General features: G+C 56.8%; 12 protein-coding genes. 7 read left to right on the top strand and 5 right to left on the bottom strand.

The window, feature by feature from the left end:
• Positions 1-69: 69 nt before the first annotated feature.
• Positions 70-2,769: a cation-translocating P-type ATPase gene (locus F5984_RS12540; RefSeq protein ID WP_152124625.1), complete on the bottom strand. Its 2,700-nt coding sequence runs from the start codon at positions 2,767-2,769 to the stop codon at positions 70-72.
• A gap of 239 nt (positions 2,770-3,008) precedes the next feature.
• Here F5984_RS12540 and F5984_RS12535 point away from each other — a divergent pair, with 239 nt between their 5' ends.
• Positions 3,009-3,983 carry a 1-phosphofructokinase family hexose kinase gene (locus tag F5984_RS12535; RefSeq protein WP_152124624.1) on the top strand — a complete coding sequence of 325 codons (975 nt, stop codon included), beginning with the start codon at positions 3,009-3,011 and terminating at the stop codon, positions 3,981-3,983.
• Positions 3,984-4,148: 165 nt separating this feature from the next.
• The gene (locus F5984_RS12530; RefSeq protein WP_152124623.1) at positions 4,149-5,012 is read left to right on the top strand and encodes a universal stress protein; all 864 of its coding nucleotides are present in this window, start codon (positions 4,149-4,151) and stop codon (positions 5,010-5,012) included.
• 93 nt (positions 5,013-5,105) lie between these two features.
• Here the strand turns inward: F5984_RS12530 and F5984_RS12525 are convergent, their stop codons facing one another.
• Positions 5,106-5,903, bottom strand: a complete 798-nt coding sequence (locus F5984_RS12525) for a universal stress protein (RefSeq protein ID WP_152124622.1) — start codon at positions 5,901-5,903, stop codon at positions 5,106-5,108.
• Positions 5,904-6,104: 201 nt separating this feature from the next.
• On the opposite strand from F5984_RS12525, the gene F5984_RS12520 reads away from it, so the two are divergent.
• The 3 genes from F5984_RS12520 to F5984_RS12510 all read left to right on the top strand — a co-directional run bounded on the left by F5984_RS12520 (position 6,105) and on the right by F5984_RS12510 (position 8,446).
• Positions 6,105-7,097 carry a 2-hydroxyacid dehydrogenase gene (locus tag F5984_RS12520; RefSeq protein WP_152124621.1) on the top strand — a complete coding sequence of 331 codons (993 nt, stop codon included), beginning with the start codon at positions 6,105-6,107 and terminating at the stop codon, positions 7,095-7,097.
• 304 nt (positions 7,098-7,401) lie between these two features.
• On the top strand, positions 7,402-7,770 hold the full coding sequence (locus F5984_RS12515; protein ID WP_152124620.1) for a helix-turn-helix domain-containing protein: 369 nt from the start codon (positions 7,402-7,404) through the stop codon (positions 7,768-7,770).
• 118 nt (positions 7,771-7,888) lie between these two features.
• The gene (locus tag F5984_RS12510) at positions 7,889-8,446 is read left to right on the top strand and encodes a transposase (protein WP_152124619.1); all 558 of its coding nucleotides are present in this window, start codon (positions 7,889-7,891) and stop codon (positions 8,444-8,446) included.
• A gap of 300 nt (positions 8,447-8,746) precedes the next feature.
• Here F5984_RS12510 and F5984_RS12505 read toward each other — a convergent pair whose 3' ends face one another.
• Together F5984_RS12505 and F5984_RS12500 are read right to left on the bottom strand one after the other, a co-directional pair.
• The gene (locus F5984_RS12505; RefSeq protein WP_152124618.1) at positions 8,747-9,193 is read right to left on the bottom strand and encodes a pyridoxamine 5'-phosphate oxidase family protein; all 447 of its coding nucleotides are present in this window, start codon (positions 9,191-9,193) and stop codon (positions 8,747-8,749) included.
• Between the two features lie 18 nt (positions 9,194-9,211).
• Complete coding sequence (locus F5984_RS12500) at positions 9,212-10,036, bottom strand: universal stress protein (RefSeq protein WP_152124617.1); 825 nt, start codon at positions 10,034-10,036, stop codon at positions 9,212-9,214.
• Positions 10,037-10,357: 321 nt separating this feature from the next.
• Here F5984_RS12500 and F5984_RS12495 point away from each other — a divergent pair, with 321 nt between their 5' ends.
• Both F5984_RS12495 and F5984_RS12490 read left to right on the top strand, forming a co-directional pair.
• Positions 10,358-11,050 (top strand): hypothetical protein, encoded by a 693-nt coding sequence (locus F5984_RS12495; protein ID WP_152124616.1) that lies wholly within the window; start codon positions 10,358-10,360, stop codon positions 11,048-11,050.
• 471 nt (positions 11,051-11,521) lie between these two features.
• Positions 11,522-12,289: an LOG family protein gene (locus tag F5984_RS12490; RefSeq protein ID WP_152124615.1), complete on the top strand. Its 768-nt coding sequence runs from the start codon at positions 11,522-11,524 to the stop codon at positions 12,287-12,289.
• A 71-nt stretch (positions 12,290-12,360) separates the two neighbouring features.
• Here F5984_RS12490 and F5984_RS12485 read toward each other — a convergent pair whose 3' ends face one another.
• Positions 12,361-14,979, bottom strand: a complete 2,619-nt coding sequence (locus F5984_RS12485; RefSeq protein ID WP_152124614.1) for a T9SS type A sorting domain-containing protein — start codon at positions 14,977-14,979, stop codon at positions 12,361-12,363.
• Positions 14,980-15,031 lie beyond the last annotated feature (52 nt).

Genomic DNA, 15,031 nt, shown 5'->3' with positions numbered 1-15,031 from the left:
CACCTTGGGCGTGTGTCAGTGAAACCCATCTATACGTCGGAAAGTTCGCCAGTGCGCCCTATTTTACGCTCAATTTATGGGCTCAGCCGCCCGGCGTTGCCACCATTTGAACAACTCCATCACAATGAGGATGATAGCCGCCGTGGGTACCAGTTTGGCCCAGTCGTTGAGCGATACGGGGGCAATCTTCAGCAGTTGCTGCATAAACGGAATGTGCATGACCCCGATATGAAGCGCCTGAAGCGCCAGCACCCCCAGCACCAGTACGGAATTATTGCGCAGCGGAATCTGAAAGGCGGAGCGGGTCTCGGAACGGCAGTTGAACACGTGGAAGTTCTGGAGCAGCACCATCAGCAGCAGAATAATATTGCGGGCTTCGAATTCGGAGCGGCCGAGGTTGTTGAGCAGGTGGTACCAGAGCCCAAACGTGAGCAGAGTCATGACGCCCCCTGCCAGTAGATTTTGCCGAATCATGAGCGGATTGAACACGCCCTCCGACGGCTTGCGGGGTGGTTGCTGCATGGGACCGGGCTCGCCGGCTTCAAACGCCAGGGCTACGTCCTGAATGCCGTTGGTGACCAGATTGAGCCACAAAAGCTGCACCGGTAAAAACGGAATTGGCTGACTAAAAATTAGGGCCAGAGCCACGAGCATGATCTCGGCGGCCCCGGTCGAGATGGCGAGGTAAATAATTTTGCGGAGGTTACTGTACGTGTTGCGGCCCTCCTCGATACCCGCCACAATCGACGCAAAATTGTTGTCGGTGATAATCATCGAGGCTGTTTCCTTAGCTACATCGGTGCCGTAGCCCATCGCAATGCCGATATGGGCTGTTTTGAGTGCCGGGGCATCGTTGACCCCGTCGCCGGTGACGGCCACAAAATGCCCCGACTCCTGTAAGGTCTCGACAATCTGTTGTTTCTGCTGGGGCGACACCCGCGCAAATACCCGCCGACTGTTTACGGTCTCCACGAAGTCGGTAAACGAGTCCTGCCGGGCGGCTTCGGCCAGCTCGGCCCCCGTAATGAGTTGCTCTTTGTGTTCGGCAAGGCCCAGTTCGCGGGCAATGTAGAGGGCCGTAGCCGGGTGGTCGCCCGTGACCATGGCTACGGTTACGCCAGCCTCCTGACAGGTCTGTACGGCGGCTTTGGCCTCGGGGCGTAGTGGGTCGATAAGGGCCAGCAAACCAAGAAATTGCAGGGGCGGTAAGGCAGCCTCGTTTATCGAGTCGACCGGTCCACCCGCTACCACCAGCACCCGGAACCCGTTGGCGGCCAGGGCGTCGTGCCGGGCTACGAGGAGGTCGGCGTGGTCGGCGTGCAGGGCGGGCAAGATGGTTTCGAGGGCTCCTTTCACGGCAATCCGAAGTGTACCAGACCGTCGGTAGTACACGGCCGCATATTTCCGCTCCGATTCAAACGGAATCTGATGAACCCGCTCAACCGACTGAAGCAGGTCGCCGGGCGAAAGGCCAGCCTTGTACGGTAAGGCCATAAGGGCCACATCGACGGCATCGCCCTGATAATGCCAGCCATCGGGCCGGTGTTCGAGCCGACTTTCGTTACAAACGGTTACGGCTTCGAGTAACTCGCCCAGGCCGTCCTGCACGGGGGCGGGTCGACCAGCGGAATCCAGAATCTGCCCAATACCGTTGTACCCCTCACCCGTAACGGTCAGTGTGCGGGCATCGGGCAGGGACACCTGTCGCACGGTCTGCCCATCCACGGTGAGCGTACCTGTTTTGTCGGTTGCAATGAAGGTGCAACTGCCGAGACCTTCCACGGCGGTCAGCTTTCGGATAATCACGTTTCGTTTGGCCATCCGGCGGGTGCCAATGGAAAGAGCTACGGTCATAGCAATGGGTAACCCCTCCGGAATCGCCGAAACGGCCACGGCTACGGCCAGAAAAAGAACCTGCGTCAGGCTCATGCCCTGCCAGTAGCCTACCACGCCAATAAAGAGGCAGGTGATCAGCGTAATGACACTTATTTTCTGGGTGAACGCTTCCATGCGCTCCACAAGAGGGGCCTTGGTTGGTTCCAGGTACTGCAAACTGGCGGCTATCCGGCCAATTTCGGTATGCATACCTGTGGCCACGACCACGCCCATTGCCCGGCCGGTGAGTACCGTGGTCCCCGCAAACACCATGTTGGCGCGGTCGCCGATCGCCAGTTCGGTGGGGTCAAGGGGTTGACTCCCTTTGGCTACCGGCAACGACTCGCCCGTGAGCAGGGCCTCTTCAACGTTCAGTTGGGTGCTTTTGACGAGCCGGATGTCGGCCGGTACTTTGTTGCCCGATTCGAGGAGCACCACATCCCCCGGCACGAGGGTTTCCGCTTCCGCTTCTTCATCGGCATTGTCGCGCCGGAGCCGCACCCGAATCCGAATCATCTGTTGCAGGGCGTTGGCGTTGGTTTCGGCCCGCCACTCCTGATAGGCACCCATGGCGGCATTGAACAGGAGCACCACGGCAATAAACCCCGCGTCGACGTATTCGCTTAGAATCAGCGCAATAACGGCCGCAAACAGCAGCACATAAATAAGCGGGCTCATAAACTGCCGCAGCACAATCTCGACGAGCGTAACCGGTTTTTTCTGGGGCAACACATTGGGGCCGTATTGCGCCAGTCGGTTCGCGGCCTCGGTTTGGGTCAGTCCCTGTCGGCGGCTTTGCAGGTATTCGAACAGTTCGGTAACCGCCAACGAATGCCAGGGTCGATGCGGAGGTGGGGTAGGGGTATTGGATTGATTATCTGTGTATTGAGGCATGAAAATCGGGCGGATTGCGTACCCGTTGGCGAACGGACGGCCGGAAACGGGTACGGGTTGAACAAGGACCGGAATGGATAAACCGCAAAATACGGGATTGTTGCCAACGCCCGCTTACTCTTAAACTCAATCCGTGAGCTGACAGATGTCATTATCTGCTGAGGGAAAACCGGATAGTTTCGTCTTTGTAAATCGACCCAACCGATATTGGTTGGGTTGTCGCCAACACCTCCCTTTGTATGATTGTAACGTTCACACCCAATCCAGCCGTCGACATTAGCACGAGCGTTGACCGGCTTACGCCTACGCAGAAATTACATTGCGCCCAGCCCCGGTACGATGCGGGTGGGGGCGGTATCAACGTGTCGAAAGCCATTCGGCGGCTCGGTGGTCAGTCGAAGGCTCTGTTCACGGCCGGTGGGCCTATGGGCCTTTCGCTCGAACAACTGGTGGCCGATGAAGGCGTCGATTACCAGATTATCGGCATTGAAGGACTCACGCGCGAGAGCTTTGTGGTAACCGAAAGCAGTACCGGCCTGCAATATCGGTTCGGAACCCCCGGCCCCGAGCTAAGCCCGGTCGAAGGGATGGCCTGTTTGGAAGCGCTGGATGCGTTGCCTGAACCAATTGATTTTCTGGTGGGTAGCGGCAGTTTGCCGCCCGGCCTGCCCGTTGACTTTTATGCGCAGATAGCCCGGTGGGCCAAACAGAAAGGCGTGCGGTTTGTGCTCGATACCTCGGGCGAACCGTTGAAACAGGCCGTGGCTGAGGGGGTTTTTCTGCTCAAGCCGAACGTGGGTGAGCTGGCCCGGCTGGTCGGTAAAGACCGGCTCAATGCGAATGAGGTACACGACGCGGCCCGCCAATTGATTGGCGAAGGGCGGTGTACCGTGGTGGTGGTGTCGCTCGGTCCGCGGGGGGCGTTGCTGGTTACGGCCCAGGGGTTCGAGTATGTACCGGCCCCGCCCGTAAAATCGGTGAGTACCGTGGGCGCGGGCGATAGTGTGGTGGGGGGAATGGTGTTCGCCCTGTCGGCTGGCCAATCGTACCGCGAGATGGTCCGGTTGGGAGTGGCTTGCGGCACGGCGGCTACCCTGAATCATGGCACCGAACTGTTCCACAAAGCTGATGTCGACAGCTTGCTCCGGTGGATTAACGGAGCGACCGATGCCGGTACTCAAACGGATTTTTTTGCACAACCCATTGAATCGTAGTTCAGTCCATTTTGGTGCATACCATCCTTTTCAGTAATGGACAAAATGTACAATCGAGCGGTGCTCGGTTGGGCCGATAGGCCAATTTTAGCCTTACGGCTCAGCGAAGCATCGCTTCACTGTACAAATGTCCAGTACTAAGACCATCCTTACATTTCTTTCCTGATGAAAACGATTTTATTCCCCACCGATTTTTCGGCCCAGTCGCAACAGGCATTACCCATTGCCGCGCAGTTGGCCAAACTCTTCAACGCCCGCCTGGATCTGGTGCACGTACAGAGCCCACCCCTGGCTACCGGCTGGACGCCCGTTCCGACGCTCGAAGCCGCGAGTGCCAACGCTGATAGGCTGACTGAAACTATTACGGCTGGTTTTGAGCAGCTTAGGCAACTGCCTTGCTTACAGGGCGTTGTGGTGAAAACTCATCTGGTTGAAGGAACGGATGTGACGGAGGTACTCACCCAACCGACCTTTGCGGGCGCCGGCCTTATCGTGATGAGTTCGTCGGGGGCGGGCGGGCTCAAAGAAACCTTATTGGGCTCCAACGCGGAGAAGCTTATCCGGCATGCCCGTATTCCGGTGCTGGTGCTGAAAAATCCGCAGCATTACCTCGACCTGCGCTCGGTGGTGTTTGCTTCGGACTTTACGGATGTATATGATGCCAGTATGCACTTCGTCCACGAGCTGCTCGACGGGTATGATTTTCCGCAATTGCACCTGCTGTACGTGAATACGCTCGGTCGGTTTACGGCCAGTCACGAAACTCAGCCCCGGATGGAGGCTTTTGTCCAGCGCTACCACCTGGGCGTTACGTCGATGACGGAGCTGAACGAACTGGAGGTGGAACCGGGCATTTTGCGGTTTGCCCAGACCCACCAGGCCGATCTAGTGGTGTTGGGGACGCACGGGCGGCAGGGACTGCGGCATCTGTTGCAGGGAAGTATTGCCGAAGATATCGCGAATCATGCAGGCATGGCAGTGTTGACCCTGCCGCTACAAACCGAGCCTGTACCGATGGTGCTTTTTTAACGTTTTTGGTGTAAGCATCATGTAAGGTCCGTTGTACCCGACCCCACCCCCGTCTCCTCCCCGTTAGGGAGGGGCTGGGAGTGGGGTCAGTCTTTACATGCGCATAATCAGCACGGGGACGTGAGCGTGCCGGAGCACGGTTTCGGCTACGCTTGTGTGCCCAGCGGCCCGGCCGTGGGTGTACAGGATAATCAGGTCGGCCCCGGTTTGGTCAGCGTGATGCAGGATGCCCTCCGATACGGTACGGTCGGAGCGGATAGCCAGCTCGTATTGGGCGTACCCCTGCATACGCGCCCAATCGCCCACCCAGTCGCGGATTTGCTCCGGCGACCGGGTGTCGGCAGGAGTTGATACGTACACAAACTGGCGGAGGCCGTTTTCGCCCACGCCAAACGGAAGTACGTGCCGTTTTTTCATGCCCTCGTCCAGATCAAGCGCACCCACCGGCTTTTGGGGGTTGAAGTGCGCAATGGGTTGCTTCACGACCAGCACCGGGCAGGGAGCCTGCCGCACCATCGATTCGGCGCGGGTACCACTGGCCCACTCCTGCCAGAAGCCGGCATTGCGTGCGCCCAGCACAATCAGGTCGGGAGCCAGCCCGGCAACTACCTCGGCCGGGTTCTGGTCGGAGTACGTGACGGTAGGTTTAATAGTCAGGCTTTGGTAGCGCGTTTGTTGCTGGAGGGTACCGGCCAGTTGCTCCAGGGTCTGGAGCGGATCGGGCCGGGTATTTTCGGCCGTTTCGCCCGCTGGTATGAGTTGAGGGAGCGGGTGAGGTATCACCGAAATCAGAATCAGTTGCGCCCCATAGAGCCGGGCAATGTCGGCGGCCACGGGTAATGCTTTGGGGTCGGTATTGGCGAGGTTGATCGGAACAACAATCGTTTTCATGCGAACAAAGGCTTAATCTGTGGGGCAAATGAACCCGTTTGGGCCCTTTTGGGGCATGACCAGACTCACAGCCGGGGTTGATTGTGGTCACGGGTCTTTCAGCATCCGCTACCGTCCGAATCAGGTATATACCTGAGAAACGTCATGTTTGGGAGGGGTCGGGTAGGGCTACCTTTGCCCAAACACAAACCGTCGACGATCATGCAAATCGCATTTTTCAATACGAAGCTTTACGAGCGAGACTGGTATGAACGCCATCAGGGGCATCATCAGATCCATTTTTTCGATGAACCGCTGACGCCTTACCACGTTAGTCTGGCCGAAGGATGCCGGGCGGTTTGTGCGTCGGTCAACGACAACCTGTGCAAACTGACCCTCGAAGGGCTCAAAAAAGCGGGTGTCGAGGTGGTGGCTTTGCGCTGTGCCGGTCTTGATAATGTCGATCTGGGAGCGGCCGAGCGGCTGGGGATTACAGTCATCAACGTACCCGGTTATTCGCCGTTTGCGGTGGCCGAGCACGCCGTGACTCTGTTGCTGGCTCTGTTGCGCCAACTGCCCGAAGCCCGCAGCCGAATTGGTCGGGGTAATTTCTCGCTCGATGGCCTTGTGGGTACCGAGCTACATCGTAAAACGGTGGGCGTGATTGGTACCGGTCACATTGGTCGGGCGTTTTGCCAGATTATGCAGGGGTTTGGCTGTAAGGTGCTGGCCTATGATGTGCGGCCTCAGGCTAAACTGGTAGATATAGGCCTTCAGTACGTGTCGCTGGAAGAGGTTTTGCAGGAGTCCGACGTAGTAGCCTTGCATTGCCCCTTCAACGAACAGACCCGTTATCTGATCGACGACCGGAAGCTTGCCCAGATGAAGCCGTCGGCTATTCTGGTCAACACGAGCCGGGGTAAACTGGTGGACACCGACGCCCTGCTGGCGGCTCTCAACCGGGGCAAACTGGCGGGTTACGCCACGGATGTGTACGAAAATGAAGCGAGCTGGTTTGGTAAAGACTGGTCGATGGAGGGAGTAGCCGACGAGCGGCTCAATCAGTTACGGCGGCATCCGCGGGTGCTGATGACGGCTCACCAGGGGTTCCTGACCGCCGAAGCGCTGGAGCAGATCGGTCGGAGCCTGCTTAATAAATTAAGTTTTTTTGAAGGGCAGCGTGCAGAGGGCGTCACAAAGGCGTCGATGTGCTGAAGCGTACATAGTGTTTTTGCCCAGACAGCTTTGGGTTAGTGAAGAGTCTATTACAAGTGGTTAAATAATTGGAAAGTCGGGTATAACAAGCGGTTCAGGCGCTGGCACCCGGCTTTTTTGTTTGCCTACCCCGCCCCTGCGTTCATTAGCACTCAGACTGAATAGAATGTATAATGGACAATGCAAAATGTATAATGAAATGGCTGATTTTCAGTGCGTAATGTAATTGTTCATTATGCGTTTTACATTGTTCATTCACTTAAGTAGTCAAGCAGAATTATCTTACATTATTTAACTTAGCGATATGGGACGCAAACGCCATATCGACCTAACAGACACCGAGCAGCTTACTCTGCAAGAAGCACGCAAAAATCATCCCAAGCACGAGTTCCGTCGCTCTGCCCAAGCCTTGTTGTGGAACCACAAAGGATGGGCTGTGAAAACCATCGCTCAAGCCCTGGATGTCTGCTCCCAAACGGTCAGCAACTGGTTAACTACTTTTGAGCAAGAGGGGCTGGTGGGCCTGCGCCGACAAAAAGGGCAGGGCCGCCGACCTATTTTGTCCATTGTAAAACCCACTCATCAACAAGCCCTAACCAAGGCCGTGGCGGCCATTATCAAGATGCAGGCCGCATCCAAGCTCAGCTGCAAACTGCGTTGGGCCAGACCATGAGTCGCGATACGGTCAAACGCTTCCTAAAAAAAACGATTACACCTACCACCGCTTACACCGAAGCACCAAAGCCCAACAAGACCCCATAGCCTATGCCGAGGGGCTTTAACGATGGGAAATCTTACTCACGCTCTGGGTCTGTGGCCTCATTGAGCTTTACTTTGCTGATGAAGTCGGGTTTACCCAACAACCTTATGTTCCTTACGGCTGGCAGAAGAAACACCATCCGCTGCTCTTACCGGCCCGTACCACCACTAAACGGCTCAACCCGCTTGGTTTGCTGCGGTTAGACAACCACCTGACCGTCTATCCGAGCGAAAAGGCCTTCATAGTAGACTCGCTGACGCATTTCGTCCAGCAAGGTCATCCAAAACCAGTAACGATTGTGCTCGACAACAGCCCGATTCATCGCTGTCAACTCGTCTACAACCAGCTAGCCAGTTGGGAAGAGCAGGATATGTACTTGTTCTTTCTACCTGCTTACAGTCCCCATCTCAACCCGATCGAAATCCTGTGGCGGTTTATCAAGTACCGTTGGCTGAAAAAAGTCCACTACCTATCGTGGAGCCGCTTGAGAAAGGCCATCTTTGCTATTATCAAATCATTCGGCCAAGAATATCGTATTGATTTCACCGACTTGCAAAGCAAAAACATACTTCAGTTTAATTCTGCTTGATTACTTAAGTAGTCAAGCAGAATTAAACTGAAGTATTTGAAACAGACGCTTTTGTCATCCCGACACAGGAGGGATCTTACAGTCAGTCAATTAGAAAGATTCCTCCTTCGTCGGAATGACAAAAATGTTGAGCGTAATTCTGCTTGATTACTTGATAGCCGATGCGCGGTCGTTGCGGGCGTGTTGGCATCAGGTACAAAAGACAAAAAGCGAGTATCCAGACCCGCTTTTTGTTCTACATCCCTTCTCTGTCTACATAATCAGCCGGGCCAGCTTTCGACAGAAGCCCGGCTCACTCGTTTATCGTTGTTCGGCGCGGCCGCTTTTCTTCTCAATTCGGATTCGGTACACCACCGTGTTGGGTGTACCGGTACCCAGAAACGTTTCACCCTGGTAGTGCTCCATCGACGTGATTTCGTGGGCAAATAGCGGAGCCATCCGATTGCCGAGCCGTTGCAGGGCATACGCCAGGTCGTCGCCGGTCAGCTCTTCGTACACGCCATGCACCACCACGCTCCGCCAGTAGGTAGGCGATACGACCTCATCGACCTCTAGGCACACATTGGGGTTCTCGCGCATCAGTCGGGTTTTGGTGCCCTCGCGGGTATGACCGTACAGGTAATGCCCATCGTACAGGTACGTGACCGGTACCACCAGCACCTCTGTACCCGACGCGCATCCCAGCCGCCCGAACCACTGTTTGGTGAGCATGTGATTGATTACCTCTTCGGATAAATGGCTTAGCATAACGGGGTCGTGTTTCGGTTAATCGTTGTCGCCTAAAGGCATAACCAATACCGGAACAGTAGCATGGTTGACTACATCTTCGGCTACACTACCGCTCAGCAGGTGCCAGAAACCGTCGTGCTGACGGGTGAACAGAAGAATCAAATCGGCTGCCTGTTTCTCGGCAAACTCCAGAATGCCGCCCGGCACATCGGCGCTGCTCACAAACGTAAATTCATAATCAGTCAGGTGCTGAGCCGCGGCCAGTTCGGCCATGAACTCCCGGATACCTTCGGGAACGCGGGCGTCGGTGGGGGTGAGCACGTACACGTACTGCCGCACGCCGTCGGCCAGATGAAACGGCCAGGCTGGGTGGGTTTTGAGCCGCTCGTCGACATCAATGGCGCAGATAGCCCGCTTCGGAGCAAAATCGGGTTGTCCTTCTTTCACCACCAGCACGGGGCAGTGTACCCGCCGGATCACCTGCTCGGCGTTGGAGCCCACGAGCCACTCGGTCCAGCCGGTTGCCCCGCGCGAAGCCATTACAATCAGGTCGGCGGGGTAGCTGGCCATCACGCCGTACAGCCCTTTGCTATCGGTCGTGACCATAGGTTTTATCGTCAGGTCGGCATACTGCGGGTCTTGGCACAAAGCCTGTAGAGCCTGCGTTGCTTCGGCTTCCTGTTCGTCAATGTAGTTGGCTATGGGCAGCGGAGCTTCGGTAAGGCCCGGCGTAGCCAGGTTATACGGTACGTAATGTAAAAGAGTGATCTCGGCGCCGTACTGACGGGCGAGGGTGGCCGCCACGGGCAGGGCCGCGTTGGCTAGTGGGCTAAGGTCGGTTGGGACAAGGATGTGGTTCATGGCGTTGGGGTGAACGGAGGTCAGTTACGTAACCGACGGTGTAAAATTCGCCCGAATGGGGCTCTCCGGGCGGTGATGCCGGTTAGTGGGGCGGCTGACTCTTATCAGGCTTAGAACCTACCAGAATCACGCCCCGGCCTGACCCGCTTCACAACAAGAGCCGCCTGCATCGCCCAACTTTACCGTAAGATGTAGAAAGAACAATGGACGTTAGACTTTAGATGTTGGACGTTAGACAATGGACCTTCATAAAGGTCTAAGATCCAGTGTCTGAAGTCTGAATGTCCAGTACTGAAATTATTCATTTGATTCGCCAATGCCATGAACCGCTACACTATCTTTTTGGGCCTCTTCCTGACGTTTGTTCTACCCAGCTACGGCCAGAAAACGAGCCTGTACGGAGGGGCTGGTTTTTTTCGGATCGGCTACGCCAACCTGCATCAGTCGGGCCGGGCGTTGGCGGCTGTATCGTCGCCCCGGCTGGCTTCGCTGGGCAACGATTTTCTGTGTGTCGGGGGCGAAGGGTACGCCCGGCTGAATAAATATATTGTGGGCGGAGGGGGCTACGGCATGGCCCGCCGGACCATGACCCAAAACGGGCTCCGGGCCGAGCCCTTCAGCGGGGGCGGTCTGATTCAGGCGGGTCGGATTATGCTCGACAAACCCCGTTTCTGGCTGTACCCGATTCTCGGGGCTGGTTTTTCGGTGATTGGCCTGACTCAGTACGAACAAAGCCCCACCGGTGAGCGGCTGAACGAGTCGACGGTTATGCTGCCCAATTTCAACCTGCATCTGGGTATCGGGGCCGACTGGCTTGCGTTCCGTATCGATAGCGACGACCGTAAACGCAACGGTGGGCTCCTGCTGGGCCTTCGGGCGGGGTATCAGTTCAGCCCAATCAGTACCAACTGGTCGGGCGATACCGAAACGCTTTCGTCAACTCTGCCGCGCTACGCCACCAATGGCTATTTTATCACGGTGGTGATCGGAGCCGGTGGTTTTGCCCGTCTGTAGGGGTCGGCTGGTGTGCCTGTAAGCAGTGGAGCAGAAGCCGGTTTCGTATCAGAAAACCCCTGACGAATTGAACGCGGATAACACAGATTGAATAGATTTTCACGAATTGATCAAACAAATCGGCGTACATCTGCCTAAGCTGTGTTATCCGCGTGCCCATCTGGTAAGGTCGAGAAAGGAACATTGACCAAAATCAGCCCGCAGCCTGACTAAACGCATCATTCGGCGAGTACAACCATCGTAAGTTTGAATCGGATTAGACGCTTACAAAGGGAGAATAGCAGCCCAGCTTCAGGGCTGGAATACGTTGCTAACTGGGTAGTTTATTAAGCCTGTAGTGGTGTCCATTACGGGCTTTTTTTATGTTTCCACCGTACGTTTTGGGTAAAAGCGATCACGGAGGTATTTATTCATTCAGTACCGCTCATACCCAGCCCGTACGCGTTTACTTATTCACGCTCTTGCTCGTTGATGGCTCCCGACTCCACCGCCCAGGCCAACCCACGGCCACCCATTCGCCCGTTGCTGCGCGACGGACTGACCCAATCGCTTGATGGCCCCAAGGACCGGCGCTCTGAACTTCGGTTTGTGGGGCAGATTGCCTGGCAGTTTTTTAAAGGACTCCGAACCCTGCATTTTGTGGGGCCGTGTGTGACGGTTTTTGGCTCGGCCCGGTTTCGGGAGGGGCACCCGTACTACGAACAAACCCGGCAGATTGGGCAAGCCATTAAAGAACTGGGCTTTACCGTGATGACCGGTGGAGGGCCGGGGCTGATGGAAGCCGCTAACCGGGGTGCCTTCGAGGCCGGCGGACGCTCGGTGGGGTGTAATATCCGGCTGCCGTTTGAGCAACAACCCAACCCGTACCTGCACACCAGCGTTACAATCGACTTCTTTTTTGTTCGGAAAGTGCTTTTGCTCAAATATTCCTACGCGTTCGTGGTGATGCCCGGCGGCTGGGGTACGATGGACGAACTCTTCGAAACCCTCACGCTCGTGCAAACGGGCGTGGTGCATAATTTCCCGGTGGTACTCATGGGCCGCGAATACTATCAGCCCCTGGTCGATTATATGGGCGATATGCTCAAGGCAGGCACCATTAGCGAGCAGGACCTGAAACTGGTGCTCCTGACCGACGATGTGGCCGAAGCGCAGGAGCATATCCGCAAATACGTACAAACGCACTACAAAGTAGTTAAACGCCGGAAACCCCTTTGGTGGCTCCTTGAACGGGTTTAAACGCAAACCCCGAAAGCACAAAAAAGGCCTCTACTTTTGGGTAGAGGCCTTTTTTGTGCCGACATGAACCGTTACTGGCGTACAATACGCACCGTTTCGGTTTGTACGCCGTTGGTAGCCCGCAGCAGCAGTACGCCCGGTGCGCCGGGTTGCAGGCGGAACGTTTGCTCAGGCTGTGTTTGTGGGTTGGTCACCCGTCGCCCGTCGAGCAGCCGCCCCTGCACATCGGTGAGCTGGAGGTCGAGGGGCCCGTCGGTTGGGCTACTGATACGAACCCGAAGCTGACTGTCGACCGGATTGCCCAATACCTCAACGCTCAGGTGATTGCCGGGTTCAGTCAGAGCCAGCCGGGCCCGTCCGCAGGTCGCTTTCAGGTTCCACAGAATTGAAACCGTTTGCCTGCCTTGCCGGGCGGTCAGGGTAAACGGCTCAATATCCGTGGCTGTGCGGCTGGCTGGGTCTACAAACGCGTTGGGGTTGGTTGTCCAGCCCGTGATGCCGGGCGCCATAAACTCAACCGGTGAGCCATCGCCCCCCCACGTCCGAAACGTAATGGCCCCTGTTGTGCAGTTGTATAGAGGGGGCAACAACTGAAGGGAGCCTACAGGCGGGGCTGTTTGGCAGAAGCCGGGCAGGTCGAAGAGGTACGTGGTGGTCAGGCCGTTCTGGGTAGCCTGGAGTAGAATGGGCTTGGGGTCAATGCGCAGACCCGGCTCCACCGTGCCGATACTGTCGGTAGGGGTTGCCCGCCCGATACCCGGCGTTACGTAGGTAATGGGTGAGCCGTTGCCGCCGGTTACGCGCAGGCTGATAGCCCCCGTCTGGCAGTTATAAGCGGGCAGGAGTAGCGCCAGCGGCCGGGGTGCGGGCGGCACTACGTCAATGGTAAACGTAGTTACCACGGGTTTGTCGCGGAAGGCGGCCGTGCTTGCGGTCACGGTTACAGAATAAACGCCCACGGTTCGGGCGGTGCCCTCGATTGTCCAGACCGGGTTGTACGAGCCAACGTCGTTACGGCTAAACGTTGACAGCCCGGCGGGAAGGCCAGCTATGCTTAGCTGCCAGTTCGAGTTATAGTTGAACTGGTACGGTGTTGGGTCGGAGAAATACTGCCCGATAGGAAACCCTTGCCGCAGGGCCGTAACATCGTCGACGGTTAGCCGGAGGGTCGGAATGGGGCGGTTCAGGACGGGGGGCAACGGCGTTACAGCGCTGGTGCAGGCCCCTTTCAGATCGAACAGAAACGAAACGGTTGCGTTTCCTTGCTGTGCCCGAATCGGAATCGGTTTGGGGTCGTTGCGCAGGCCGGGTTCCACCTGCCCAGTGGTGGCGGTGGCCGATGTTCGGCTGATACCGGGCGCTTCAAACGTAATCGGCGACCCATCGCCCCCGCTTGTCAGGAAGGTAATCTGGCCGGATTGGCAAGTATAAATCGGGGCCAGCAACACAAGCGGAGAGGATACCGTCCGTTCGGGTTTGAGTTTAATGGTGCCGGTGGTGCCGGTCAGTACAAGGCTTCCATCGGTTGCTACGGCCACGTCGGTTATTCGTTCAATGGACGTGGTGGAGAGGCTGTAGTCGTGGAAGGCTAGCGTTGCCAGAAACGCCGGGTCGTCGGGGTTGGCAATCGGGTCGGCGCTTATTTTATAGAGCCTGTAGTCGTAAAAATCCGGGCCGGGGTAGGTGTTGCCGAGTATGTAGGATGTCTTGCCATCGGCTCCGGTGTATGGGGTCAGGTAGGGCGTAGTGGCGTCGATGCCACTCATCGCTTTTCCCCGTTTTATAGTCCCGGCATCGTCAATTTCGAGCAGAATAACCCGATTTGGGGCCTGTACGAGCGACGAGAACCCGTAGCCGATGCCCGCCAGCGCGTACCCACTGCCGCTGGCTGCGGGGCTGATGTCGGTGATGGTGTACACCGACCGAACCCGGTTCTGGCCAACGGCCGAGAGGGCATCAAGCGACTTCTCCCAACGTACTGTTCCGGCCGCATCGAGCCGGGCGATCCAACCTGTTGCGGGGCCATTGGGGTCAGATGGATAGGTTCCTCCGTCGGGAATCGAGCCGCCCAGCAATAAATCGCCCTCGGGCGTTACGAATAAGGTTTCGAGCCTGATGGGGACCTCACTGCCAGCTCGGTTGCGGGCCGAAACTTGTTTTACCCAGCTCTGACTGCCGTCGGGGTTGTATTTGGTCAGGGTGCCGTTGGCGTTCAAAATCACGAATCCGTTGTCGGGGGTACCCGTAATGCTGCGGATATTGAAAAAATCGGGGTACATGGGGCCACCGGGGCCATAGCCACGATACCACTCACGGGTGTACACAACCCGACCTTCGGCATCCAGCTTTTGCTGCCCCCACCAGGCTTCGAACCGGCGCGGGTCAGTGCCCGACTGAATATAGGTTATCCCACTGTACAGCGTAACATAGCCCCCGTCGGCGGTTCGGCCGATCGGGTAAGAAAACCCGCTGATGCGCCGGAGGGTATCGCCCGTCAGGCTATACTCGACACCGCCCGTGACAAGGTTTCCGCCCGCCGAGATCAGAAGGTAATTGGCCACCGACTCCGACGTTCTGAACAGAACACGCCATTGCGGGTCGGGCAGGGTATGTTGGGCCGTAGTAAACGTTGGCCCAAGCAACAGCAGCAAGCCGATACAAAACCGGGAAAGTTGGTACACGGATTTCATGATGAAAAGAGGTTAACGTATAGCCAGTCGATACCTCATCGGCTGGCTATAC

Source organism: Rudanella paleaurantiibacter (genome assembly GCF_009184635.1).
GTDB classification, from domain to species: domain Bacteria; phylum Bacteroidota; class Bacteroidia; order Cytophagales; family Spirosomataceae; genus Rudanella; species Rudanella paleaurantiibacter.
The sequence above is the reverse complement of the archived record's forward strand: the minus strand, read 5'-3'. Positions and strand labels throughout refer to the sequence as shown.